Origin of the sequence: Bradyrhizobium quebecense, from assembly GCF_013373795.3 — a bacterium.
GTDB lineage: Bacteria > Pseudomonadota > Alphaproteobacteria > Rhizobiales > Xanthobacteraceae > Bradyrhizobium > Bradyrhizobium quebecense.
Genome location: NZ_CP088022.1, coordinates 2,660,036 through 2,685,888, shown reverse-complemented (window position 1 = coordinate 2,685,888; position 25,853 = coordinate 2,660,036). Strand labels below are relative to the sequence as shown.

21 protein-coding genes are annotated in these 25,853 nt (G+C 64.9%); 5 read left to right on the top strand and 16 right to left on the bottom strand.

The genetic code is table 11. The annotated features are described in order from the left end of the window. Positions 1 to 4: 4 nt before the first annotated feature. The 4 genes from HU230_RS12870 to HU230_RS12855 form a co-directional block, all read right to left on the bottom strand. The gene (locus tag HU230_RS12870) at positions 5 to 1,654 is read right to left on the bottom strand and encodes an acyl-CoA synthetase (protein ID WP_176531341.1); all 1,650 of its coding nucleotides are present in this window, start codon (positions 1,652 to 1,654) and stop codon (positions 5 to 7) included. Between the two features lie 23 nt (positions 1,655 to 1,677). After that, positions 1,678 to 3,564: a TRAP transporter large permease gene (locus HU230_RS12865; protein WP_176531342.1), complete on the bottom strand. Its 1,887-nt coding sequence runs from the start codon at positions 3,562 to 3,564 to the stop codon at positions 1,678 to 1,680. Positions 3,565 to 3,586: 22 nt separating this feature from the next. Then, the gene (locus tag HU230_RS12860) at positions 3,587 to 4,606 is read right to left on the bottom strand and encodes a TRAP transporter substrate-binding protein (RefSeq protein ID WP_176531343.1); all 1,020 of its coding nucleotides are present in this window, start codon (positions 4,604 to 4,606) and stop codon (positions 3,587 to 3,589) included. A 636-nt stretch (positions 4,607 to 5,242) separates the two neighbouring features. Further along, the gene (locus HU230_RS12855; protein WP_176535042.1) at positions 5,243 to 5,944 is read right to left on the bottom strand and encodes a L,D-transpeptidase; all 702 of its coding nucleotides are present in this window, start codon (positions 5,942 to 5,944) and stop codon (positions 5,243 to 5,245) included. 235 nt (positions 5,945 to 6,179) lie between these two features. Between HU230_RS12855 and HU230_RS12850 the strand changes: the two genes are divergently transcribed. Continuing rightward, the gene (locus tag HU230_RS12850; protein WP_176531344.1) at positions 6,180 to 7,427 is read left to right on the top strand and encodes a DUF763 domain-containing protein; all 1,248 of its coding nucleotides are present in this window, start codon (positions 6,180 to 6,182) and stop codon (positions 7,425 to 7,427) included. A gap of 14 nt (positions 7,428 to 7,441) precedes the next feature. Here the strand turns inward: HU230_RS12850 and HU230_RS12845 are convergent, their stop codons facing one another. Continuing rightward, positions 7,442 to 8,248, bottom strand: a complete 807-nt coding sequence (locus HU230_RS12845; protein WP_176531345.1) for an enoyl-CoA hydratase/isomerase family protein — start codon at positions 8,246 to 8,248, stop codon at positions 7,442 to 7,444. Positions 8,249 to 8,321: 73 nt separating this feature from the next. Here HU230_RS12845 and nthA point away from each other — a divergent pair, with 73 nt between their 5' ends. From nthA to HU230_RS12830, 3 genes are read left to right on the top strand one after another with little or no spacing between them, the layout of a single operon-like run. Further along, positions 8,322 to 8,951: a nitrile hydratase subunit alpha gene (gene nthA / locus HU230_RS12840; protein ID WP_176531346.1), complete on the top strand. Its 630-nt coding sequence runs from the start codon at positions 8,322 to 8,324 to the stop codon at positions 8,949 to 8,951. Then, positions 8,948 to 9,607, top strand: coding sequence for a nitrile hydratase subunit beta (gene nthB, locus HU230_RS12835; RefSeq protein ID WP_176531347.1), 660 nt, complete (start codon positions 8,948 to 8,950; stop codon positions 9,605 to 9,607). Before nthA ends, nthB begins: the two co-directional genes overlap by 4 nt. Further along, positions 9,607 to 9,984, top strand: coding sequence for a nitrile hydratase accessory protein (locus tag HU230_RS12830; protein WP_176531348.1), 378 nt, complete (start codon positions 9,607 to 9,609; stop codon positions 9,982 to 9,984). Before nthB ends, HU230_RS12830 begins: the two co-directional genes overlap by 1 nt. A 339-nt stretch (positions 9,985 to 10,323) precedes the next feature. Here the strand turns inward: HU230_RS12830 and queC are convergent, their stop codons facing one another. Continuing rightward, on the bottom strand, positions 10,324 to 11,052 hold the full coding sequence (gene queC, locus HU230_RS12825; protein ID WP_176531349.1) for a 7-cyano-7-deazaguanine synthase QueC: 729 nt from the start codon (positions 11,050 to 11,052) through the stop codon (positions 10,324 to 10,326). A 128-nt stretch (positions 11,053 to 11,180) separates the two neighbouring features. Between queC and mazG the strand changes: the two genes are divergently transcribed. Then, positions 11,181 to 11,996: a nucleoside triphosphate pyrophosphohydrolase gene (mazG, locus tag HU230_RS12820; protein ID WP_176531350.1), complete on the top strand. Its 816-nt coding sequence runs from the start codon at positions 11,181 to 11,183 to the stop codon at positions 11,994 to 11,996. Between the two features lie 32 nt (positions 11,997 to 12,028). Here the strand turns inward: mazG and HU230_RS12815 are convergent, their stop codons facing one another. The 10 genes from HU230_RS12815 to dusB form a co-directional block, all read right to left on the bottom strand. After that, positions 12,029 to 13,066, bottom strand: coding sequence for an MBL fold metallo-hydrolase (locus HU230_RS12815; RefSeq protein ID WP_176531351.1), 1,038 nt, complete (start codon positions 13,064 to 13,066; stop codon positions 12,029 to 12,031). A gap of 334 nt (positions 13,067 to 13,400) precedes the next feature. Next, positions 13,401 to 14,771: a magnesium transporter gene (mgtE, locus tag HU230_RS12810; RefSeq protein ID WP_176531352.1), complete on the bottom strand. Its 1,371-nt coding sequence runs from the start codon at positions 14,769 to 14,771 to the stop codon at positions 13,401 to 13,403. Between the two features lie 158 nt (positions 14,772 to 14,929). Continuing rightward, positions 14,930 to 16,105: an FAD-dependent oxidoreductase gene (locus HU230_RS12805; protein ID WP_176531353.1), complete on the bottom strand. Its 1,176-nt coding sequence runs from the start codon at positions 16,103 to 16,105 to the stop codon at positions 14,930 to 14,932. A 33-nt stretch (positions 16,106 to 16,138) separates the two neighbouring features. Then, on the bottom strand, positions 16,139 to 17,533 hold the full coding sequence (gene hflX, locus HU230_RS12800; protein ID WP_420840860.1) for a GTPase HflX: 1,395 nt from the start codon (positions 17,531 to 17,533) through the stop codon (positions 16,139 to 16,141). 11 nt (positions 17,534 to 17,544) lie between these two features. Then, a complete protein-coding gene (gene hfq, locus HU230_RS12795; RefSeq protein ID WP_006020546.1) occupies positions 17,545 to 17,793 on the bottom strand; it encodes an RNA chaperone Hfq in 249 nt (82 codons plus the stop codon). 391 nt (positions 17,794 to 18,184) lie between these two features. After that, the gene (gene ntrX, locus HU230_RS12790; RefSeq protein WP_028331957.1) at positions 18,185 to 19,555 is read right to left on the bottom strand and encodes a nitrogen assimilation response regulator NtrX; all 1,371 of its coding nucleotides are present in this window, start codon (positions 19,553 to 19,555) and stop codon (positions 18,185 to 18,187) included. A 17-nt stretch (positions 19,556 to 19,572) separates the two neighbouring features. After that, a complete protein-coding gene (locus tag HU230_RS12785) occupies positions 19,573 to 22,029 on the bottom strand; it encodes a sensor histidine kinase NtrY-like (protein ID WP_176531355.1) in 2,457 nt (818 codons plus the stop codon). Between the two features lie 177 nt (positions 22,030 to 22,206). Continuing rightward, on the bottom strand, positions 22,207 to 23,649 hold the full coding sequence (gene ntrC, locus HU230_RS12780; protein ID WP_021079341.1) for a nitrogen regulation protein NR(I): 1,443 nt from the start codon (positions 23,647 to 23,649) through the stop codon (positions 22,207 to 22,209). A gap of 9 nt (positions 23,650 to 23,658) precedes the next feature. Further along, the gene (locus HU230_RS12775) at positions 23,659 to 24,834 is read right to left on the bottom strand and encodes a two-component system sensor histidine kinase NtrB (RefSeq protein WP_176531356.1); all 1,176 of its coding nucleotides are present in this window, start codon (positions 24,832 to 24,834) and stop codon (positions 23,659 to 23,661) included. Then, positions 24,831 to 25,832, bottom strand: coding sequence for a tRNA dihydrouridine synthase DusB (gene dusB, locus HU230_RS12770; protein WP_176531357.1), 1,002 nt, complete (start codon positions 25,830 to 25,832; stop codon positions 24,831 to 24,833). Before dusB ends, HU230_RS12775 begins: the two co-directional genes overlap by 4 nt. Between the last annotated feature and the right edge of the window lie 21 nt (positions 25,833 to 25,853).

The following is a 25,853-nucleotide window of genomic DNA, read 5'->3' as shown; positions in this document are numbered from 1 at the left end:
GCCCTTAGGCCGAGATCGCCTTCGCCGATCCGACCTGGTTGCGCAGCAGGAATTTCTGGATCTTGCCGGTCGAGGTCTTCGGGATCACGCCGAACACCACCGACTTCGGCGTCTTGAAGCCCGACATATGCTCGCGGCAATAGGCGATGATTTCGGCCTCGGTCGCCTTGGCACCGTCCTTCAGCTCCAGGAAGGCGCAGGGCACTTCGCCCCATTTCGGGTCGGGCTTTGCGACCACAGCCGCGAACAGCACGGCCGGGTGCTTGTAGAGGATATCCTCGACCTCGACCGACGAGACATTCTCGCCACCGGAGATGATGATGTCCTTGGAGCGGTCCTTGATGATGACGTAGCCGTGCTCGTCGAGCACGCCGAGATCGCCGGTGTGGAACCAGCCGCCGGCAAAGGCTTCCTGCGTCGCCTTCTCGTTCTTCAGATAGCCCTTCATCACGATGTTGCCGCGGAACATGACCTCGCCGATGGTCTCGCCGTCGCGCGGCACCTCGCGCATCGTCTCGGGGTCGAGCACGGTGACGTCTTCCTGCAGCGGGTAGGCCACGCCCTGGCGTCGCTTCAGCTGCGCCCGCGCATCGGCCGACAGTTCGTCCCAGCCCGGCTGCTCGGCGCAGACGGAGGCGGGCCCATAGACTTCGGTCAGCCCATAGACATGGGTCAGCTTGATGCCGATGCGCTCGGCGCCCTCGAGGACTGCGACCGGCGGCGCGGCACCAGCGATCAGGCCGACGACGGGCTTCGCCTTGCCGCCCTTCGGCGCATCGGGCGCGTTGATCAGCGTGTTGTAGACGATCGGCGCGCCGCACATGTGGGTGACGCCGTGTTTCGGGATCAGCTCGAAGATTTTTGCCGGATCGACCTTGCGCAGGCAGACATTGACGCCGGCGGTCGCCGCGATCGTCCAGGGGAAGCACCAGCCGTTGCAGTGAAACATCGGCAGCGTCCAAAGATAGACCGGATGCTGGCCGAGATTGCCGGCGAGGATGTTGCTGACGGCGTTGAGATAGGCGCCGCGGTGATGGGTGACGACGCCCTTCGGATTGCCCGTCGTGCCCGACGTATAGCTCAGCGCGATCGCATCCCATTCGTCGGCCGGCGGCCGCTCGGCGAATGCGGGATCGCCGGAGGCGACCGCAGCCTCATACTCGATCTCGCCGATCCGCTCGCCGCCGGCGAAGGCGGCATCGTCGACGTCGATCACGAACGGCTTTGGGCCCTTCATCAGGGTCAGGGCTTCCGCGATCACGCCGGAGAATTCGGGATCGACCAGAATGATCCTGGCGCCGCCATGATCGAGCTGGAACGCGATCGACGCCGCATCGAGGCGGATGTTGAGCGCGTTCAGTACCGCGCCGGTCATCGGCACCGCGAAGTGCAGTTCGTTCATCGCCGGGATGTTCGGCAGCATCGCCGCGACCGTGTCGCCATGGCCGATGCCGTGGCCTGCAAGATAGGACGCAAAGCGCTTGCAGCGTTCGTAGGTCTCTTTCCAGGTGAAGCTGCGGCCCTCATAGACCGCGCTGACATGGTCGGGATAGACGGCGGCCGAGCGGGCCAGGAAGCTCAGCGGCGTCAGCGGCACGTAGTTGGCGGGCGTCTTGTCCAGCCCGATCGAGTACTGGTTTTGAGCTGCACTCATGGCTCTATCCAATCCGCTAGGTCTCAAAGGAATCCAATCGATATCCAGGGGAAGATGGCGACGATGATCAGGCCGATCAACAGCGCCAGCATGTAACCCCAGATCGGCCGGATACCCTCGGCCGGATCGACGCGCCCGATGGCGCAGGCGGCATAATAGCCGACGCCGAACGGCGGCGCGAACAATCCGATGCCCATCGCCAGGATGATGATCATGGCGTAGTGCACCTCGTGGACGCCGACCTGGCGCGCAATCGGAAACAGCAGCGGCCCGAACAGCACGATGGCCGGAATGCCCTCCAGCACGCTGCCGAGGATCACGAAGGCCAGGATCGAGACCGCGATGAAGGTCGCCGAACCTCCCGGCAGCCCGGTCATCGACGCCGCCAGCGCCCGCGAGAAGCCGGACTGGGTCAGGCCCCAGGCCATGCCGGTCGCGGTGCCGATGATGAAGAGGATCGCGCCCGACAGGCACGCCGTGTCGATCAGCATCGGCACCAGCCGCCGCCAGTTGAACTTGCGGTAGATCAACAGGCCGATGACGAAGGCGTAGACGATGCCGATGGTCGAGACTTCGGTGGCCGTGGCGATGCCTTCGACCACGGCGTAGCGGATCACGAAGGGCAGGGCCAATGCGGGCAGGGCGAATATCAACGCCTTGCCGATCTCGCTGCCGGTGGCGCGCTGCACGTGGCTCAAGTTCTCGCCGCGGTAGCGCCACCACACCAGTCCGGACAGCGTGATTGCCAGCACGACGCCAGGCAGCAGACCGCCGGTGAACAGCGCCGAGATCGAGACGCCGGTGACCGAACCGATCGTGATCAGGACGAGGCTCGGCGGAATGGTTTCGGTCTGGGCGCCGGTGGCGGCGAGCAGGGCGACCAGATCGCCCGGCTTGGCGCCGCGCTCCTTCATTTCCGGAAACAGCACGGGTGCGACGGCCGCCATGTCGGCAGCCTTCGATCCGGAGATGCCGGACACCAGATACATGGCGCCGACCAGCACGTAATGCAGGCCGCCGCGGACATGCCCGAGCAGGCTCGCCAGGAACGCCACCATCGCGCGCGCCATGCCGGTCATCTCGATCAGCAGGCCGAGGAAGACGAACAGCGGCACCGACAGCAGGATGAGGTGGCTCATGCCCTCGTCCATCCGGCCGACCAGCACCATCAGCGGCGTCCGCGTGGTCAGCGCCAGATAGCCGAAGATCGCCATGCCGAAGGCAAAGCCGATCGGCACGCCGGCGAACACGCAGAAGCCGACCACGCCGACGAAGAAGATGATCAGGTTGAGGTTGCCGAGCGGCCGCAGCATCGGCTGCGCCAGCCAGAACACGCCGATCAACGCGACGACCGTCAGCGCGGCCAGCAGGAAGGTTTTGATGTCGCCGACCCGCGCCAGCCGCAGCAGCGCAAACAGTCCCATCAGGCAGGTGCCGACCGGCAGCGCCGCCGCGCGCCAGGTATTGGAGATCTGCAGCGCCGGCGTCGTGATGAAGCTTTCCTCGTAGGCGTATTCATAGGCCGGCCGCACGATCAGGATCAGGAACGCCAGCGCGGCGCAGGTCGCGACCACGTCGAGATAGCCCCACAGCCTGGGCCCTGCGCTTGCGACCAGCGCTGTCATCCGCATGTGCTCGCCGCGACGGAACGCGACCGCCGAACCCAGCATCGCAAGCCACAGGAACAGGATCGACGCCAGTTCGTCGGACCAGATCAGCGGCGCATGCAGCACGTAACGCGACACCACGCCGGCGAACAGGATGACGACCTCGGCGACGACTAGGATCGCCGCCGGGATTTCGACCAGCCATCCGAGCGTCGCCTCGATGGAACCGAGAACAGAGCGGCGGCGAGGGGGCTGTGACGCCGCCTCGCCGGCCACGGCCGGCGTCATCTCGACATGAGCCATGGCACGCCTCCCGCTTGATCGATCAGGACAGTTTGCCGACGGACTTCTCGAGCAGATCCCAGGCCTTCTCGCCGTACTTGCCCTTCCACTCGGCGTAGAAGCCGGCGGCGCGCAGCTTGTCGCGGAACGGCCCGACCTCGGGCTGGTTGAACACGAGGCCCTTGCCGGTGAGCTCCTGCTTCACGGTGGCGTTGAGCTTCTCGGTGTCCTCGCGCTCCTTGACGGCGGCCGCGTTGACGTTCTTGGCGACGATGGTCTTGATATCGTCCGGCAGCGCCGCCCAGGCACGGCGGTTCATCAGGAACCAGAAGCCGTCCCACATGTGGTTGGTCATCGAGCAGTATTTCTGCACCTCGTACAGCTTCGCCGCCGAGATCAGCGCCAGCGGATTTTCCTGGCCCTCGACGATCTTGGTCTGCAGCGCCGAATAGACCTCGCTGAAATTGATCGAGGCGGGCGATGCATCGAACGCCTTGAACATCGAGGTCCACAGCGGCGACACCGGCACGCGGATCTTGAAGCCCTTGAGATCGTCAGGACCGTTGATCGGCTTGGTCGAGGACGTGGTCTGGCGGAAGCCGTTGTCCCAGATCTTGTCCATGACCTCGAGGCCGGCCTTGTTGATCTCGCCGCGCACATAGGCGCCGAGCTCGCCATCCATGGCCTTCCAGACCGTGGGATAGTCCGGGAATGCGAAACCGATGCCGTTGATCGAGGCTGCCGGCACCAGGGTCGCCAGGATCAGGCCGGACAATGTGAAGAACTCGACGCCGCCGGAGCGCACTTGGCTCAGCATGTCGGTATCGGAGCCGAGCTGGCTGTTCGGGAACACCTGCAGGTCGAACCGGCCGTTGGTCTCGGTCTTGATCGCCGCCGCCATCTCCCGGGCGCGCGCCACGAACGGATGCGACTCCGGCAGGTTGTTGGCGAACTTGTACGAGAACTCGGCCGACTGGGCGCGCGCGACGTACGGCGCGCCAATTCCGCCCAGGACGGCGGAAGCGGCGGAAACCTTCAGCAGCGTGCGTCGTGAAAAGCTCATTGGGTTTGCTCCCTCGAGAGGCTTGTTGTTGTTCTGAGATGCCATCCTATACGGACCTGATGCCGCGGGGTCACCAGCGATCTCTGCACAGCTGGCGCTTATTGCAGCGTCCGTACGCCGCGGCAATATCGGCTTTCTGACGAGATGCGTGCGCGTGGATCGCTGGCGTGTCTCGACGAGCTCGACCAACGACCGAGACAAGCCCGGACAGCCGCCAAGCTGCGGGCTGGTGCGAAGATTTCCCACTAAATATCTGATCTAATTGTAGATATAAATATTCCATAATATACCTTATGCGAATTTCGGATATGGAAGTCGATCCGGTTTGGTGGCCCAGCTGTGGCTTCCCCTATACGGTTCGCATTTCATCCCATAGGCCGTCGCAACGCATCTCTGCGATCCCTAAGGTCGGCTCCTGGTATGTCCGGCTGACCACCGAGTTGGGCGATACCTTGCGACGTCTGCGACACGCCGGTGTCGGTCATAGCCGCCGGTGTAGACGCTGCCGAAGATGGCGAAGGCGGCGCAATCGAAAGACCCGCGGAAGGCTCATTTTCTTGTCCGCATCGTGCGTGATTGCGATCCCCTGCGACGGCCGCCTGCTCCGATGCGAGCGCATCCTCGGCCTGCCGTTGCCTAGGCCGGGAGCACGATCACCTTGGTTTTGAGAGGCGTTCGCGAATAGAGGTCGATCATGTCCTGACTGAGGAGGCCGGTGCAGCCGCTCGTGATGCCGTTCCCGATGGTTTCGGGGGCGCTGGTGCTATAGATCGTGTAAAGCGTATATGCCCCGTTTTGATAGAGGTAGAGCACGCGGGCGCCGAGTGGATTGTCGAGACCTCCCGGCATGCCGCGGGCATATTTGCCTGCCTCCGGCTGGCGCGCGATCATCTCCTTGGGTGGCGTCCAGGTAGGCCATTCGGCTTTGCGCCCGACATAAGCCTCCCCGCTCCACCGGAATCCATCGCGGCCGACATTGGCGCCATAGCGGGTCGCGTTTCCCTCTCCTTCAATGCGGTAAACATAGTACTTGCTGGGATCGATGATGATCGTACCGGGTGCCTCATCGCTGTCGTAGCGCACTGTCTTGCGAAAATATTGCGGTTTGACCTTGCTAACATCGACCGCAGGGATCGGGAATTTCTCGTCAGGCACGGGCCCGTAGACTTTCTCCGCCTCGGCCAGGCTCATGTAGTCGGATGCACAACCGGCTAGGCCCAGTGCGGCAAGACCGGCAGCGGAGCCGAATAGAAACGCCCGGCGGTTGAGACGCGGCGAACGAGGCCCAGACAGAGCGCCCTTGCCCATCGCGCCGGCAATTCCACGGTCCATGATCATGATTTCGGGTTTTCCGAGATTTTCCAGAAGGCGCGACAAGCTTATGTCGGGGAACCACCCCGTTACGACACTCTTATGGAGGATTTCGCGCTTTTTTATGAAGGGAAACTTTCAAGAAAAAGCTAAGGAATTCCGTTCTGTGTGTCGGTCTTATGCGGGGATTCAACAACCCCCGAAGGCTTTGCCTGATAGTCTGCCCCCGACTCAACGACACCAGTTCGAGACTTGGAGACCAATGGCCCGACGTACCGGCAGCGCTGATCTCCCGCTCCATGGTGGACGCGTGCCGCCGTGGCTCGCCGAGCGCATGGCAACGCTGGGCGCGATCATCACGCAGGCTGTGGTCCATCATTACGGCCGTGACGCGTTCCTGCAGCGGCTCTCGCATCCGTTCTGGTTCCAGTCGTTCGGCGCCGTGATGGGCATGGACTGGCATTCGTCTGGTATCACCACGAGCGTCATCGGCGCGCTCAAGCGCGGGCTGGCGCCGCTGCAGGACGAACTCGGCATCTACGTCTGCGGTGGCCGCGGCAAGCATTCGCGGCGCACGCCGGACGAATTGTCGGCGCTGGGCGACCGGACCGGCGTCGACGGCGTTGCCCTCACCCGCGCCAGCCGCTTGGTCGCCAAGGTCGACAGTGCTGCGGTCCAGGACGGCTTCGAGCTCTACCTGCACGGCTTCTTCGTCACCGCGGACGGCAAATGGACCGTGGTCCAGCAAGGCATGAACGATCACAAGCAGCAGGCACGACGCTACCACTGGCATTCCGAGGGGCTGCGCAGCTTCGTCGACGAGCCGCACAGCGCGATCGACGGTCCATCGCAGGGCGAGATCGTCAATCTCACCGACCACCGCGCCGACGCCTCGCGCCAGGCTCAGCTCGATTTGCTCGCCGCGCTCGGTCCCGATGGCATCGCGCGTGAATATGCCGAGTTGACCGAGCAGGTGGCGGCGCAGGGCGATCTGTTGCACCTGATCATGCCCGAGCATCACGATGTGCGCTCCAGCGACGTCTTCATCCGCCGCCTGCACGGCACCCTCGCCGCCGCGGCCGAGCGCGGGCCGCTGGATTTCCCCGAGCTGCTGCTCACGCCGGGCGTCGGCGCCCGCACCGTCGAGTCGCTCGCTATGGTCGCCGAGGTCGTCCACGGGACGCCGTATCGCTTCCGCGATCCGGCGCGTTTCTCGCTCGCGCATGGCGGCAAGGACCGTCATCCGTTCCCGGTGCCGATCAAGGTCTATGACGAGACCATCGGCGTGCTGAAATCGGCGGTACGGCAGGCGAAGCTCGGCCGCGACGAGGAGTTGCAGGCGCTGAAGCGGCTGGATGACCAGGCCCGCAGGCTGGAGCTGACCGCAACCGGTCGGTCCTTCGATGCTTACGTCGCCAACGAGCGCGCGCGTTCGCCGGCGCTTGACGGCCGCTCGGTGTTCGGTTGGGAGGCCGACCTCGCCGCCCGCGACCGCATCACCAAACGCTAGGCTAGGTACACCCGTCAGCGTCCCCTGAAGCGCGGCTTGCGCCGTCCGAGGAAGGCCGCGACGCCCTCCTTGTGATCGTCGGTCAGGCTCGCCAGCGCGAACTGGTCGAGATCCATGTGGCTGGCGAGATCGTCGAGCGCATGCGCCAGCCGGTTGACCGTCAGCTTGGTCATCGCGACCGAAATCGGCGGCTGGGCGGCGACCTTGGCCGCGAGCGCCATCGCGGCGTCATATGATTTGCCCGGATCAACCACCTGCTCTACCAGGCCCCATTCGTAAGCCTCGCCGGCCGAGATCCGGTCGTCGGCCAGGATCACGGCCTGCTTGGTGCGCGCCGGTCCCATCAGATGCAGCATGCGTGGCACGCTCTGCCAGCTCATGTTCATGCCGAGCGCGATTTCCGGTACGCGCAGATGCGCGTCGCGCGCCATCACCCGGAAGTCCAGCGCGACCGCGAGCGCCACGCCACCACCGACGCAGAAGCCCTCGATCGCGCCGATCGTGACCTGTTCCATCTCCTGCCAGGCGCGCGTCAGCCGCGGCCCGAGCTTCAGGTGACGGCGCAGCATGCCCATATCCATCGTCTTGCGCGAGCGCCCTTCGGCATCCTTGAGGTCGAAGCCGGCGCTGAACGATTTGGCGCCGCCGGTCAGCACCACCACCGAGGTTTCGCCATCGTCCTCGAAACTGCGCGCCGCATCGGTCAATTGCCGCAGCGCCTCCGGCGACAGCGCGTTGATACCGTCGCCGCGGTCGAACCGCACCACCGCGATGCGGCCCTCCGGTCCGAGGCCCTTCTCGATCGTCACATCGTCAACCACGCATACCTCCCCGCTCGCATGTTGTGTACTGCTTGCCTCGACATAGCACGGCGATTTCGCCTATTCTGTAGGCATGAGCGAACATGATCATCACCACCACGATCACGACCATTCCGAATTGTCGGAGACCGAACTGCGCGTGCGCGCGCTGGAATCGATCCTGACCGAGAAGGGCTACGTCGAGGCTGCCGCGCTCGACGCCATCGTGCAGGCTTATGAGACGAAGATCGGCCCGCATAACGGCGCCCGGGTCGTCGCCAAGGCCTGGACCGATCCCGCCTTCAAGAAGGCGCTGCTCGAGGACGCCAGCAAGGCGGTCGGCACCCTCGGCCATGTCAGCCGGGTCGGCGACCATCTGGTCGCGATCGAGAACACGCCTGGCCGTCACAACATGGTCGTCTGCACTTTGTGCTCCTGTTACCCTTGGGAGATGCTCGGCCTGCCGCCGGTCTGGTACAAGGCCTCGCCGTATCGGTCACGCGCGGTCAAGGATCCGCGCGGCGTGCTCGCCGATTTCGGCGTCAGCCTGCCGAAGGAGACCGAAATCCGGGTCTGGGACTCTACGGCTGAAACACGCTTCCTTGTGCTGCCGATGCGGCCCGCGGGCACTGAAGGCTGGAGCGAAGAACAGCTCGTCGACCTCGTGACGCGCGATTCCATGATCGGCACCGGCTTCCCGAAAACCCCGGGAGCACCGTCGTGAACGGCGTCCACGACATGGGTGGCATGGACGGGTTCGGCAAGGTCGAGCCCGAGCCGAACGAGCCGATGTTCCATCAGGAATGGGAATCGCGGGTGCTCGCCATGGTCCGCGCGATGGGCGCGGCCGGCGCCTTCAGCATCGACGCGTCACGCTTCTATCGCGAGACCCTGCCCCCGCAGGTCTATCTGTCGAGCTCCTATTACAGGAAATGGCTGCTCGGGCTGGAAGCGCTGCTACTCGACAAGGGCTATATCTCGAAGGACGACGTCGCCGCCGGACATGCCGTCGCGCCGGCGAAATCGCTCAAGCACGGCAAGTTCTCGATCGCCGACGTCGAGCGCATCATGGTGCGCGGCAAGTTCGGCCGCGCCGCGCCGGCGGCTGCGAAGTTCAAGGCCGGCGATCGGGTGCGGGCGAAGAACATCCATCCCGCCACCCACACGCGGCTGCCGCGCTACGTGCGCGGTCATGTCGGCGTAGTCGAGCGCGATCATGGCTGTCACGTGTTTCCCGATACCGCGGCGAACGACGCCGGCGAGCATCCGCAGTGGCTGTACACCGTCGTGTTCGATGGACGCGAATTGTGGGGGCCGGACTCCGATCCGACCATCAAGGTCTCGATCGACGCGTTCGAACCGTATCTGGAGGCGATCTGATGGATGCCGGCGCCGCCGCGCGCGCGACCAGCGCCGTGTCCAGCATTCCCCGCGATCAGGACGGCCCGGTGTTCCGCGCACCGTGGGAGGCGCAGGCGTTCGCCATGGCGTTGACGCTGCATGACCGCGGCGTGTTCACCTGGCCCGAATGGGCCGCGGCGCTGGCCGATCAGATCAAGCGCGCGCAGGCTGCCGGCGATCCCGACACCGGCGAGACCTATTACCAGCATTGGCTCGCGACCCTCGAACACCTCGTGGCCACCAAGGGCGTCACGACACCGGAGACGCTGCACCGCTACCGCGACGCCTGGGACCGCGCCGCCGACCGTACCCCGCATGGCAAGCCGATCGAGCTGACGGCGGCGGATTTTGAGTAGCGGCAAACGCCCTCGTTCCGTCATCGCATGGTCACACCACGCGCTGTCATCACCCGCGTATGCGTATGCGGGTGATCCAGTATTCCAGAGACAGGAGTGCTGGAGTCGAGAAGCAGCAGCGTACCGGGTCGCCCGGTCGAGCCGCGCCTGCACTATTTCTGAATAATAGAATAATATCGCTGATTTGCCCGACGTGTCAAGTTGCCGTGTCGAACGCCGGCGGCCGCCTTCACCTTTGCATGGGGTTGTTTTCGATATTTTGGTAGTGCGCCTCTGCGGAGGGCTATCAGCCCATGCCCGCAGGAAACAGAGGGGGAGTGCGGTTCCGATGCGGAAACGTCAGCCGCTGGCGCGATTGCCCTGCGCGACATATTCCCGCCAGCCCTTGGCCCGCAGGCTGCAGGCCGGGCATTCGCCGCAGCCATAGCCCCAATCGTGCTGGGCGCCGCGTTCGCCGAGATAGCAGGTGTGCGAGTGCTCGCGGATCAGATCGACCAGCCCTGCCCCGCCGAGTTCGTGCGCGAGCCGCCAGGTCGCGGCCTTGTCGAGCCACATCAGCGGCGTGTGCAGTTCGAAGTCCCTGGCCATGCCGAGGCTGAGCGCGGACTGCAACGCCTTGATGGTGTCGTCGCGGCAATCCGGATAGCCGGAATAGTCGGTCTCGCACATGCCGGCGATGATGTGGCGGATGCCGCGCCGATAGGCCAGCGCGCCCGCGAAGGTGAGGAACACGAGGTTGCGGCCGGGGACGAAGGTGTTGGGCAATCCGTCCGCACCCATTTCGATCGCGACGTCGCGGGTCAGCGCGGTATCCGAAATCTCCGACAGCGTCGGGATCGCGAGCGTGTGGCTATCGCCGAGCTTTGCTGCCCAGTCCGGCCGCAGAGCCCTGATGCCGTCCAGCAGGCGGTCGCGGCAGTCGAGCTCGATCGCGTGGCGCTGGCCGTAGGTGAAGCCGAGCATTTCGACGCGCGCGAAGCGGTCCAACGCCCAGGCCAGGCAGGTGGTGGAATCCTGGCCGCCGGAAAACAGCACCAGCGCGGTGTCGGAATTGTTCTGATCGGTCATGGAACGCGCTTTACCACTCCTTGGCGCGACGGCCAATCGGTGGACAGCGCCGCGATTCCGGCGCGTTTTGCTGGGATCGACGGGGCTGATTTGGCATAAGGCATATACCGCTCACAGTCCGGTGCCCGATGACCCCTTCCCGCGACATTTCCCGCCTGATCGAGATCATGGCTGCGCTGCGCACGCCGGTGACCGGCTGCCCCTGGGACCTCGAACAGAATTTTGAAACGATCGCGCCCTACACGATCGAGGAGGCCTATGAAGTCGCGGATGCGATCGCGCGCGGCGATTTCGAGGATTTACGCGAGGAGCTCGGCGACCTCCTGCTGCAGGTGGTCTATCACGCAAGGATGGCCGAGGAGCAGAACGCGTTTGCGTTCGGCGACGTGGTCGAGGCGATCACGAAGAAGATGATCCGCCGTCATCCGCACGTCTTTGCCGACAAGGACGGCAACATCCAGCCCGCCGGCGTCAAGAGCGCCTGGGAGCGCATCAAGGCCGAGGAGAAGGCCGAGCGCGCCGCGCGGCGGCCGCCGGACGAGACCGCGCACACATCCTTGCTCGCCAGCGTGAAGGCGGGCCTCCCTGCCTTGACACGCGCGATGGAGCTGCAGCGCAAGGCGTCCACGGTCGGCTTCGACTGGAACGACCCGCGCGCGGTGCTCGCCAAGATCCGCGAGGAGGCCGACGAGATCGAGGCCGCGCTCGACCGCAACGACAGAGCCGAGATCGCGGAGGAGACGGGCGACCTGATGTTCGCGCTGGTCAACCTCGCCCGCCACGTCGACGCCGATCCGGAAACCGCGCTGCGCGCGACCAACGCAAAGTTCGAGCGGCGGTTTGCCTATATCGAAAAGGCCCTCGCTGCGAAGGGACGCTCGCTCGAGGGCGCGTCGCTGGAGGAAATGGACGCGCTGTGGAATGAGGCGAAGCGCACGACGTAGATTTTCTCTCCTCGCGCGCCTCGAAACTCCGCCTAGAGATCTGCTCCAGCCCGTCGGGCTTGCGCGCGCATGACACCGAACGGATCATTCCGGACCGCCAGCTTGCGATAGACCCTGAGGTCGTCGGGGGTCATTCCCTCGCCGCGCTTCATGTTCGAACTTCCTTCGGCACCGATAGCAATTGACGTGCCGGCGCCGGCATAAATGTACTTGTCGCCAAATGCCTTCTTCAGGGCAGCGAATGTTGGCTCGCCGGTGCAGTGTCCGGGGGCGATGCTTTCGACCTTGAAACGGTCTTGCAGCGCGGCCGTCACTTTCGTGATCACCTCGTCAGGGGCGGTGACCAGGTGGAAGCCTCCGGCGATCAGCCGAATCCTGGGGTTGATTGCTGCCGCAGCCTCGACGATGCGCTCGATTCCAGGATGCGAGCAGCCAACCACGAGCACGATTCCATCTGCAGTATTCACCGCCAGGGACAGTTCCTTGAGCTCCTTCGTTCCCGGCAGATCTGAAATCAGAGCTATGAGTGTAATGCCAGGTGCGATTTCGGTCGTTTGGTCGATCAACTCGAAGTTGGCATCCGCCCAGGCAGCACCGAATTTCATGATCTCTGGTGGCTTGCCGTCATAGTACCTCATCTCCGGCGGCAACGACTCGTCCTTGCGGTAGAAGCTCGACGGCAGCGACGAGCCGTAGATGCCAAATCCCTCCTTGGGGGCATAAATCTTGATCTTTGGATTGACGCCTAAGACATAGCTCAGGCCCGCCATGTGATCTGAGTGCCGGTGAGACAACACGACGAAATCGAGCTTGGTGAGGTCCACATCCTTTGCCTTGACATTGGCCGCGAAGATCGTCGCGTTGTCCCCGGTATCGAACAGGATGCGCTTTCCGCCGACTTCAACGAGGGCGGAGAAGCCCCAATCCTTTGTCATCGCGGCGTCGGTACCGAACGCATCGTACAGGATGGTGATCCGGGCCGCCGGCTCGGCCGCACGTGTTGCAGTGCCTAATACGGCAGCGATCCCTGCGAGAACGACCGCGAAAAGAAAACTTGATTTGAGATACATGGAAGTTCCTCCTGTTCAAACGCAACGATTGAGGAATTCCTGAGAGGCGACCAGTCGCTATCGAGCCGGACTGGACCTGCCTAGTTCAGAGACCAGCCTTCCAACGATCCATGCTCTCGACTTTGCGCGATCTCGTGGACGGCCCGGCCATGCAAATCCTCCCGCTGCGCGCCGGGAGCTGCAAGGTAATTATTTTCGCCGTGGGCCATGAACCTTTTCCTTGGTTCACGAGACTACCGCCTTCCACGAACAATTCGGATGTCGTCAGGTTTTGGAGACGTTTCGGCTCCATCGCTGCCGTTTCGCGGCGGCGACTCGTGGCGGTGGACACGCCCTACAACAGCGTCCCATGCAGGATCACGGCAGCAACGCCGAAATAGATCACGAGGCCGGTGACGTCGACCAGCGTCGCGACGAAGGGCGCGGACGCGCTCGCAGGATCGAAACCGATGCGTTTAAGGATGAACGGCAGCATCGATCCGGACAGCGAGCCGAAGGTGACGATGCCGACCAGCGCGGCGCCGACGGTCATGGCCACCAGCATCCAATGCGGGCCGTAGTCGAACAGGCCAAGCGTCTGCCAGAGCGTGATCCTGACGATGCCGATCACCCCCAGAATGGAGCCGAGCACGATTCCGGTCGGCAGTTCGCGCAAGGCGACGCGCCACCAGTCGCGCAGCCGCACCTCATGCAACGCCAGCGATCGGATCAGGAGCGAGGTAGCCTGGGAGCCGGAATTGCCGCCGGAGCTCATGATCAACGGGATGAACAGCGTCAGGACGATCGCCTTCTCGAGCTCGCTCTGGTACGACTGCATCGCCGTTGCGGTCAGCATTTCCGAGAGGAACAGCGCGCACAGCCAGCCGCCGCGCTTCTTGATCATTTCGAGGAAGCCGATCCGCAGATAAGGCTCATCGATCGCTTCCATGCCGCCGAACTTCTGGGCGTCCTCGGTCGATTCCTCGACGATGGCGTCGATGACGTCGTCGACCGTGACGATGCCGAGGATATGACCGGGGCCGTCGACGACGGCGACCGCGAGCAGATCGTAGCGCGAGATCAGCCGCGCCGCCTCCATGCGGTCGGCCTCCGGCGAGATCATCAGCGGCTTCCGCGCCGGTGCCGCGGTGAGCACATTGGCATGCGGGTCGGCCGAGATCAGGCGGCGCAGCGGCACCGCCTGGATCAGCGTCTTCTTGATCGGGTCGATCACGAAGATCGAGTAGACGGTCTCGCGGGTGCGCTCGACCATCCGGATGTGATGCAGGACCTCGGCGATGGTCCAGTTCGAGGGCACGCTGACGAATTCGGTCGTCATGATGCTGCCGGCGCTGCGTTCGGGATAGGCCAGCAGCCCGGAGATGACGTTGCGGGTATCCGGATTGAGGCCGTTCAGCAGCGTGGTGCGCAGCGGCTCGACCAGTTCCTTGAAGATGTCGGCGGCGCGGTCGTCGGAAACGCCCGACAGCAGCGACACCGCCGTGTCCTTCGGCAGCTCGGCCAGGATCTCGCAGGTGTTGTCGAGCCCGGGCAGGTCGAGCACCTCGATCGCCTTCTCGGCCGGCAGCGATTGCAGCAGCTTCGCCGCATCCGCCGGCTCCCAGGCATTGAGGGCATCGACGATCTCGGGCGCCCGCACATGGGCAAGGTCCCCGTTCTGGCCGGCGAGCGTGTCGTGGGTGATGGTTTCGCTGGTGTCCTGCATCGATCCGCCTCGGCTTTGCGTCCAGCAGCGCAATGAACCAAGGCGGCGCAGATTTCAAACAGAAAGTGCGGCGGCACGTCGCAGGCGCGGTCGAGCGAGGCCGCGTCACGGCGCCGTCACATTTCGGGAGATTGCGAGGTGCCGTGCCGGAGGGCCGATCAGGCCCGGCTGAACAGTTTCGCGGCGTCGTCCACCGCCTGGCGCGCGGCGGCAAGATCCGGCGTTTCGTTGTCGTCGTTGAAGCCGAAATAGTCGTTGTCGCCGACCGGCTGGACGACGATGCCGTCGCGTCGGCCGAGGACGCTGAGGTTACGGTAGAAGACGCCGTAATTGACATCCGGCTGAGGAATGAGCCAGGCGATCTGGCCGCGCACCGGAACGATGCTCTCGTCACGAAACAACGCACGGGCGCCGTAGCCGGCGCAGTTGACAATGACGGTTTCGCGGATCTTCGAAAGATCGGACGGCGTGTGCAGTTCGATCGGCACGAACAGCCCGCCGGCGCGCTGAAACTCAGCTTCGAGCTGACGGTAGAGATCCGTGACGTTGTAGGTGAGCGAGGCGCTTTTCCACGCGTATGGTGCGGGAAACGGATTTGATCCGGCGGCCAGCAAATCCCATCGTGGCGTGAGCGACCTGACCCGGCCGCGCAATTCGAGGAATTTCCTCGAGCCGTCGCCCGCGGCATGCTGGCGCCTGTGCGGACGGCCGTCGGCATCAGGTGCATCGTCGGACAGCAAATAGCGATCGGTCCATTCGATCGGATTGCCGGCAAGGCCGAGATAGCTTTGATGGGTGGCAAAGGTCGTGCGCGCCATCCGCTCCCAGCGGTCGGCAAAGTCCGGCGTGACGTCTGCTTCCATCGCGATACGCGAATCCGGCGACCAGTCCCCGGTCGCACGCGCCGAGCGCACCTGCGGGAAGCGCTCCTTGGCGTAGATCGTGACGGTCGCGCCCATCCTCTGGGCGGTGATCGCCGTCGTCAGACCGATCGCGCCGGCGCCGAGGACGGCAACGTTGCGCGCGCTCAATTGCAGGGCGAGCGGCACGGCCTCCTGCGCGGCGCCCCAGGACAGCGACCAGCCGCTGCCGCCGTGTCCGTAATTGTGGACGACATATTTGCCGTCGATCCATTCCGCTTCGATGCGCGGACCGGCAGCGCGGAACGGACGCAGGCAGACGGTGACACGAAACATGCGGTCCGGACGCGCAAGAACCGGCCGGAGCGCGGGTGCGTCGACGAAAGCAGCGTTGTCGGCATCCCCACGCTTTGCGATCCCTGCGACCGCAGCGCTCGCCAGGCCGCCGCCGAGAAATGTTCGACGGTTGAACATCGATCCCCCTTGCCGCCGCGGATTCCCGGGACGCTACATCCCGTGCGGCAGAGCATCGAATCGTGACATGACGATGTCGCGCTTGGTCTCGTCGACCCGCACCGTCATGTCGAAGCGCTCGCCATTGAGCTCCTTGTTCAGGACCTCGGCATTGCGATGCAGCCAGCTGATGCCGGCGCCGTCGGAGGCATCGATCGAAAGATTGAGCGTGATGCGCTTGGCCGCGAGGCGATCCTCGATCGCGGTCAAGAGCTCATTGATCCCCTCGCCTGTGACGGCCGAGACCAGGAAGCACGGCCGCTCCGGCGGCCGGCGCGCGGCGATGTTGCGCAGATTGTCCCGTTCCTCCGGATCGAAGCGATCGATCTTGTTCCAGACCTCGATGATGCGCTGGCCGCCATCGGCGTCGGGATCGATGCCGAGCTGGTGCAGCACCGCCTCGACGTCGCGCTCCTGCGCCTCCGCATCCTCATGGGAGATGTCGCGGACATGCAGGATGATGTCGGCTTCCAGCACCTCCTCCAGCGTGGCGCGGAACGCGGCCACCAGCTGGGTCGGCAGATTGGAGATGAAGCCGACCGTGTCCGACAGCATCGCCTTGCCGCCATGCGGCAGGTTGAGCGCGCGCAGGGTCGGGTCGAGCGTCGCAAACAGCATGTCCGCGGCCTGCACGTCGGCGCGCGTCAGGCGGTTGAACAGGGTTGATTTGCCGGCATTGGTGTAGCCGACCAGCGCCACCACGCGGTACGGCACGCGCTGGCGTCCGGCGCGATGCAACCGCCGCGTCGCCTGCACCTTCTTCAGCTCGTTCTCAAGCCGCGTGATGCGATCGCCAATCAGGCGGCGGTCGGCCTCGATCTGGGTCTCGCCCGGACCGCCCATGAAGCCGAAGCCGCCGCGCTGGCGTTCGAGATGGGTCCACGACCGCACCAGGCGGCTGCGCTGGTAATTGAGATGGGCAAGCTCGACCTGCAGCGCGCCTTCCTTGGTCTTGGCGCGGCGGCCGAAGATTTCCAGGATCAGGCCGGTGCGGTCGAGCACCTTGGTGCTCCAGGCCTTCTCGAGGTTGCGCTGCTGGATCGGCGACAACGCGCAATCCATCACCACGAGCTCGACCTTGTCGCCGGCGACGAGGCCGTTGATCTCCTCGACCTTGCCCTTGCCGAGATAGGTCGCGGGCCGGATCTGGCTGATCGGCGCGACGACGGATTCCACCACAGTGAGGTCGATCGCACCGGCGAGGCCGGCGGCTTCCTCGATCCGCGCTTCGTAGTCGCGGACAGAGGAATCCGTTTGCGCATCGCCGTCGCCACGGCGCATGCGCAGGTACGGGCCGATGACGATCACCCGCCCGGTGCTCAAGTCCCCCGCCGACCCGGGCCTAGACTTGGTCCGGTCGACGCCCCCTTCAGGATTGAAGGGTTCCAATCAGTTCACTCTCAAGCCGGTGCGTCCTCACCACCTTCGAACAGCTGAATCGGAGCGCCGGGCATGATGGTCGAGATCGCGTGCTTGTAGACAAGCTGCGAGTGACCGTCGCGCCGCAGCAGCAAGCAGAAATTGTCGAACCATGTGACAATGCCCTGCAGCTTTACCCCGTTGACCAGAAATATCGTCAGTGGCGTTTTTGTTTTACGAACATGATTAAGGAAGGTGTCTTGTAGATTTTGTGCGCGGTCTGCCGCCATTGTTTTTGTCCCGCAAGCTTGTGCTTCTTTTTATTGAACCGGTTGCGGCTCTCTAACGGAGCCTCCTCCGGTCGCCCACCTGCCCTGAGATCCCCCTCTGGCAGGCGTAGCGGTAGGATTAGAGGCCACGCGCGGTTTTTAGGCAAGCCGGTTCGCGGTGCAGTCGGTAGGAACACGGTGGCAATTCTAAGAAAGTGCAGGGAAAGAGACGAATATTCTCGTGGAGAGTGGATAAATCCCCCGGTTGTACCGGCCCCGCCCTCGCCTCGCTGGCCGGCCCACCCGGACCCGAGCCTGGCCCTGCGTCCCCGGCGGGTGACCGCCGAGGCTTCGCACCAAGCCGCCGGCGATTGCCGGCCGAGGCTGATCGAGGTTCAGCCGACCCCGAGCGTCAGCCGACCCCGAGCGCCTTCAGCTTGCGATGCAGTGCTGAGCGCTCCATGCCGACGAACTCCGCGGTGCGCGAGATGTTGCCGGAGAAGCGGCTGATCTGGGCGATCAGATAATCGCGCTCGAACACCTCACGCGCCTCGCGCAGCGGCAAGCCCATGATGTGCTCGCCATTGTTGGAGGTCGGCATCGCCGGCACCATGGAGCCGACGTCCTGCGGCAGCATATCGGCGGTAATGATCGCCTCCGGGCCGCCGCCGGCCAGGATCATCACGCGCTCGACATTATTGCGGAGCTGGCGGACGTTGCCCGGCCAGACATGCGATTGCAGCACGGCCATCGCGTCCTGTCCGATCTGCCGCTTCGGCAGGCCGGTGGCCGCCGAGATCTGGTCCATGAAATAGTCGATCAGCTCGGGGATATCCTCACGGCGCTCCGACAGTGGCGGCACCCGGATCGGCACCACCGAGAGACGATGATAGAGATCCTCGCGGAAACGCCCTGCCGCGATTTCCTCCTCGAGGTTGCGCGCGGTCGAGGAGATGATGCGGACGTCGACATGGACCTTGCCGGTGCCGCCCTGGCGCTGGAAGGTTTGATCGACCAGCACGCGCAGGATCTTGTTCTGGGTCTCGCGCGGCATGTCCGCGATCTCGTCGATGAACAGCGTGCCGCCATGCGCTTCCTCGAGCGCGCCGGCCTTGCGCTGCTGCTCGCCGTTCGATCCCTCGATGCCGAACAGCTCGATCTCCATGCGCTCCGGCGTGATCGCGGCCGCATTGATCACCACGAACGGCCCCTCGGCGCGCCCGGAGGCATGATGCAGCGTGCGCGCGGCCAGCTCCTTGCCGGCGCCGGAGGGACCGACGATCAGGATACGGCTGTTGGCCTTGGCGGCGCGGTCGATGGTCTGGCGCAGCTGGTTCATGCAGGCCGAGCGGCCGGTCAGGACGCTCGCGGCCGGCGCCAGTTGCTTGAGCTCCTTCACCTCGCGCTTGAGCCGCGAGGTCTCCAGCGCGCGGGTCGCGACCAGGATCAGCCGGTCAGACTTGAACGGCTTCTCGATGAAGTCATAGGCGCCGCGCTTGATCGCCGCGACGGCGGTTTCGATGTTGCCGTGGCCGGAGATCATCACGACCGGCAGATCGGCATTGTCCTTCTTGATCTGCTCGAGCAGTTGCAGGCCGTCGAGCTTGGAGCCCTGCAGCCAGATGTCGAGGAAGACCAGGTTCGGGCGGCGGTTGGCGATCTCGGCAAGCGCCGAATCGCTGTCGCGCGCGGTGCGCGTGGAGAACCCCTCATCGTCCAGGATACCCGCAACGAGGTCACGAATGTCAGCTTCGTCGTCGACAATCAGAATGTCACTTGCCATGGGTTACACCTGCGTTGTCAGTCGCCCGTCGCGGCTTTGATTCTTGGCTGTTGGCTTCTTGGCTCTTGTGCATTTGGCTCTTGGTTATTTGGTTCTTGCTGATCGGGTTCTTGGATTGGTCGTTGGATCTTTGGTTCATTGTTGGTCGCCTGTGCCGGGCCGTTGGTCGGCTCTTGCGGCGGATTTTTTTCGCTGTCGGGGTCGGATGATTTCACGTCCGGCTTTTGTTCCTTGCTCTCCGGTTTGGCCGCCTGGCCCGTGACGGAAAAGCGCAGCCGCATCCAGGCACCGCGCTGGCCCTCGCGGAAATCGGACGCGTCCTTGAGCTCGATGCGACCGCCATGGTCCTCCAGAACGCGACCGACGATCGCAAGTCCAAGGCCGGTGCCCTTCGCACGCGTCGTGACATAGGGCTCGAGCAGGCGCGCACGGGCGACCTTGGGCAGGCCGATGCCGTTGTCGACGACATCGATCAGGATGTCGTCGCCTTCGCGCTGCGCCACGACATCGATGCGGCCCTTGCCGAGCTCCTCGCGCGGGACCTGCTCGATCGCCTCGGTCGCGTTCTTGATGATGTTGGTCAGCGCCTGCGAGATCAGCCTGCGGTCGAACTGTGCCGGCAGCGGCGACTGCTTGATGTCGGCCTCGATGTCGAGATCGGGATGCGCGACCTTCATCAGGAACACCGCCTGACGCACCACGTCGGCGACGTCCTCGCCTTCCATCACGGGCTTCGGCATCCGCGCGAAGCGCGAGAACTCGTCGACCATGCGCCTGATGTCGTCGACCTGGCGCACGATCGTGTCGGTGCACTGCTCGAAGATCGACTTGTCCTTCTCCTCGGTGATGGTCTTGCCGAACTTGCGGCGAATGCGCTCGGCCGAGAGCTGGATCGGGGTCAGCGGGTTCTTGATCTCGTGGGCGATGCGGCGGGCGACGTCGCCCCAGGCCGAGGTGCGCTGCGCGGAGACCAGTTCGGTGATGTCGTCGAGCGTGATGATGTAGCTGTCGCGGGACTGGCTGGTCTGCTCGGCGGAGACGCGAACCGACAGATTGCGCTCATTGCCGTCGCGCAGGATCGTGACCTGCCCCTGCACCAGGCGCTGGGTGCCCTCGCGTGCGGTCTTCATCATCTCGTCGAGCTCCGGCAGCACGTCCGAGAGCGGATGGCCGAGCGTCTCCGACTCGGCATGCCCGATCAGCTTCTCCGCCGAGCGATTGAGCACGCCGATGGTGCCGGAGGCGTCGACCCCGATGATCCCCGCGCTAGCCGACGACAGCACCGCCTCGATGAAGCGCCGGCGGCTGTCGATGGTCTCGCTGGCGTCGACCAGCTCATTGCGCTGGGTGCGCAGCTCCTGGGTCATCTTGTTGAAGATTTCGCCGAGCATCGCGAGGTCGCTTGCCGATTTGTGGACCGGCACCTGGACATTGAGGTTGCCGGTCGAGACCTCGCTCGCGGCGCCCATCAGCTGGCGGATCGGCGACACCAGCCCGTTGGCGAAATTCAGGCCGATCAGCACCGAAGCCATCAGGATGGTCAGCGCGATCACCGCGAACATCAGCGCGAACGCCACCTGGATGCCCAGCCGGCGGGTCTCGAGCTGGGCGTATTCGGCGGCGCTGGTCTGGGTCTGCTTGAGCTGGGCGACGACAGCCGGATCGAGCAGACGCGCCACATACAGGAACATGTCGTCATAGGCCCGCAGGCGGACCACGGAGGCGACGTAGTTTTCGGGAAAGACCGAGATCTTCGGCTCGGTCTCGTTGATGTCCTTGAGGATGTCGGGTGGCGGCGCTTCATAGTTGAAGCGAACGCCGGTTTCCGCGCTGGCGACGATCTTGCCATCCTTGTCCATCAGAACCGCGACCGGCAAATTGCGCGCCTCGGCGCCGGCGGTCAGGAGTTGCAGGAACGTCATGCGATCCTGGTCGTAGAGCGGACGTGCATGGGCGAGATCGTTGGCCATCGCCAGCGTGTCGCCGTTGATGAGCTGCGCGTGCTCCTGCATGTAGGCGCTGGCGATCGTCAGCGAGTTCTGGATCACCTGCTTGGTGGGACCCGAGAACAGCCGGTCGAGGCCGCGCTCGATGGTGACATTGGCGACGATCGACACCAGCACGGCGGGCAAGACCGCGATCACCGAGAACAGGCCGACGATCTGCACGTGCAGCCGTGCTGCCGCCCGGCCGCGCCGCCTCGCCTGCACCATCTGCCAGACTTCCCGGACGATGATGCCGACCAGCAGCAGGATCGTGGCGGCGTTGATCATCAGGAAGGAGCGGACGACGTCTGAGGTCGGCTCGATCGGGGTCAGGCCGGTCAGCACCACGAAGGTCAGGAAGGCTGACAGCAGCGCGATAGCCACGGCGAACGGCGCCAGCCAGCGCCGCAGCGGGAAGCCCCGCGCCTCCGAATTGGGCTCGGCCGGGGGCGCGTGTAACGTCGAAGCGGTGGTCTCTGCGCTGGTCATACCGGCAATTGAGCTGAGTGCGATAGCCCGCGGGAATTGCGAACTGATGCAATCATATCACAATGTTGCCGAATTACGACATTTCCACGGCGCAAACCCCGTTGCGGCGCCGTGTCCTCAAAACCATTTGTGACTACTCAAAAACGGTGGCGAGGCTCGCGCCCCGTCCCGTCAGCCCTAGCCCCCGCTCCGGTACACCTGGATATCGAGGTCGCGGATCTTCTTGCGCAACGTATTGCGGTTCAATCCGAGCAGGTCGGCGGCCCGGATCTGGTTGCCGCGGGTCGCCGCCAGCGCGGCGGTCAGAAGCGGGATCTCGATCTCCTTCAGGATGCGGTGGTAGAGGCCCGGCGGCGGCACGCCGTTCGGGAAACCGGAGAAGTGCGAGGACAGATAGGCCTCCACGGCACCGCCGAGATTGTCGACGCCAACGGTCGCGGTGCTGCCCGAGGTGACGGCCGGCGGCGCCAGCTCGCCGTCGATGACGGAGGCGGTGATGACGTCCTGCGGATAGAGCGCGGCGAGCCGCCGGGCGAGGTTTTCCAGCTCGCGGACGTTACCCGGCCAGCGGTGCTGCTTGAGCCGCTCCAGCGCCTGGGCGTCGAGCTTCTTCGGCGGCAGACCGTCCTTCTCGGCGAGCGAGAAGAAGTGCCGGATCAGGTCGGGCAGATCCTCGATCCGCTCGCGCAGCGGCGGCAGCCGCAGCGGCACCACGTTGAGGCGGAAGAACAGATCCTCGCGGAACAGGCCCTGCTGGATCAGGATGCGCAGGTCCTTGTTGGAGGCCGCGACGATGCGCACGTCGGTCTTGATCGGCGTGCGGCCGCCGACGGTGGTGTATTCGCCCTGCTGCAGCACGCGGAGCAGACGGGTCTGCGCCTCCATCGGCATGTCGCCGATCTCGTCGAGGAACAGCGTGCCGCCCTCGGCCTGCTCGAAGCGGCCGGAGGCGCGGGTGTTGGCGCCGGTGAACGCACCGCGCTCATGGCCGAACAATTCGGATTCGATCAGATCGCGCGGGATCGCCGCCATGTTGACCGCGACGAACGGGCCGTTGCGGCGCCGGCCGTAGTCGTGCAGCGCGCGGGCGACCAGCTCCTTGCCGGTGCCTGACTCGCCCGAGATCATCACGGTGAGATCGGTCTGCATCAGCCGCGCCAGCACGCGGTAGATCTCCTGCATCGCCGGGGAGCGGCCGACCAGCGGGATCGAGTCGAACTCGCCGTCGTCAGCGGGACTGGAGACCCGTTCCTTCGGCTCGGCCAGCGCGCGGCCGACGATGGTGATCAGCTCCTTCAGGTCGAACGGCTTCGGCAGATATTCATAGGCGCCGCGCTCGGAGGCGCGGATCGCGGTCATGAAGGTGTTCTGCGCACTCATCACGATGACAGGCAGGTTCGGCCGCATCTTCTTGATCCGCGGCAGCAGGTCGAACGCGTTCTCGTCGGGCATCACCACGTCGGTGATGACGAGATCGCCCTCGCCCTGGCTGACCCAGCGCCACAGCGTGGCGGCGTTACCGGTCAGGCGCACCTCATAGCCGGCGCGCGACAGCGCCTGGTTCAGGACGGTCCGGATGGCGGTGTCGTCGTCAGCGACAAGTATGCTACCTGCAGGCATTGTTGTTCCTCATCGTGCGCCCTGAGAGGCAGGCGAGGACGTACCCGGAACGTCATCGCGGTTGCTGTGATCGTGTTGCTTGGCGGCGCTGTACATCGGCATCAGCACGCGGAATGTGGTCTTGCGCGGCTGCGACTCGCATTCGATGATGCCGCCGTGATCGCCGACGATCTTGGCGACCAGCGCGAGGCCGAGCCCGCTGCCGGTCTGCTTGGTGGTGACGAAGGGATCGAACAGGTTCGGCAAAAGGTCTTCCGGCACGCCTGAGCCGTTGTCCTTGACGCAGAATTCCAGCGGCAGCGAGACCCGCGATTTCTTGCCGGGCACCGACAGCCGCACGCCGGGCCGGAACGCCGTGGTGAGGTGGATCTCCGCATCGGTGCCGAGATCGGCAACCGCTTCGGCGGCGTTCTTCACGAGGTTGAGGAACACCTGGATCAGCTGGTCCTGGTTGGCCAGCACCGGCGGCAGCGACGGATCATAGTCCTCGATGAAGCGGACGTTGCGGGCGAAGCCGGATTGCGCCAGCCGCTTCACATGGTCGAGCACCGAATGGATGTTGACCGGGCCGCGCGCCACCGGACGGTCGTCGCCGAACACTTCCATGCGGTCGACCAGCGTCACGATGCGGTCTGCCTCGTCGCAGATCAGCCGCGTCAGCAGCCGGTCCTCGGAGGATGCCTGCTGCTCCAATAGCTGCGCGGCGCCGCGGATACCGGACAGCGGGTTCTTGATCTCATGGGCGAGCATCGCGGCCAGCGCGATCACCGAGCGCGCCGCGCTGCGATGGGTGAGCTGGCGGTCCATCTTGTCGGCGATGGTGCGCTCCTGCAGCATCACCACGATATGCCCGGGCCGCTCGGTCAGCGGCGCGACGTGCAGGTCGACCTGGCGATCGCCGCCGATCCGCGGCGTGCCGAGATCGACCTTGTATTCGTTGACCGGCGAGCCGCTCGCCCGCACCTGCTCGATCAGCGCGAGCAGCGGGCTGCCGAACGGCACCAGCTCCTTCAGCGACTGCCGGCGCAAGAACTGCGTCGAGATCTCGAAGAAGGATTCGGCGGCGATGTTGGCATCGACGATCCGTCCGTCGGGTGCGACCAGCAGCACCGGATTGGGTAGCGCATTGAGGATGGCCTCGCCATCGGTGGGCACGGGCCGGCGAAATTCCATGGCTGACGTCATGCGGCAGCACTCCAGGCAAAGTCGTCATAGGCGTCCTCGAGCGCGCGATGCACGCTGGACGGCTGCTCCGAGGTCAGGATCGCCTGCCGCCAGGTCTTCAGCGTTGCCGCCGGCGCGCAGCTATAGGCCGCAGCAGTCTCCAGCGCCCAGCCGAGATGCTTGCGCGCATGCCTGAGCCCGATACGCAGGCCATAGTGGCTGCAGACCTCGTCATAGAGCGCGCGAACATGCTTGAGCTGCTCGGCAAGCGACGGCGCAGCCTCGGCGATGCCGGTCTCGAGCCGGCGGCCGATCTGGCCGGGCAGCCAAGGCTGCCCCTGCGCGCCGCGCCCGATCATGACGGCGTCGGCGCCCGACATCTCCAGCGCGCCGAGCGCCTTGTCGAACGAGGTGATGTCGCCATTGACCACGACCGGGATCGTGACGGCGTCCTTGACCGCGCGCACCGCGCTCCAGTTCGCCTCGCCCTTGTAGAACTGGCAACGCGTGCGGCCATGCACGGTGATCATCTGCACGCCTGATGCCTCGGCGCGGCGCGCCAGTTCGGGCGCATTGAGCGAGCGATCGTCCCAGCCGAGCCGCATCTTCAGCGTCACCGGCACCTTGACCGCCGACAGCGTTGCCTCGATCAACGTCACCGCGTGGTCGAGGTCGCGCATCAGGGCCGAGCCTGACTGGCCGCCGGTCACGTGGCGCGCCGGGCAGCCCATGTTGATATCGATGATGTCGGCGCCGGCGCCCTCGGCGATCCGCGCGCCCTCCGCCATCCAATGGGTCTCGCAGCCGGCGAGCTGAACCACATGCGGCCCGATCCCGGCTGCCTCACAACGCAGCTTCGACATCGGCTTGCCGTTCACCAGATCGTCGCTGGCGGTCATCTCGGAGACCACCAGCCCGGCGCCCAAAGTGGCGGCGAGTCGCCGGAAGGGCGCGTCGGTGATGCCGGACATGGGCGCGAGAAGAACCCGGTTGGCGACAGCAATATCGCCTATCTTCAATGGGTTACGAGGAGTACTTTG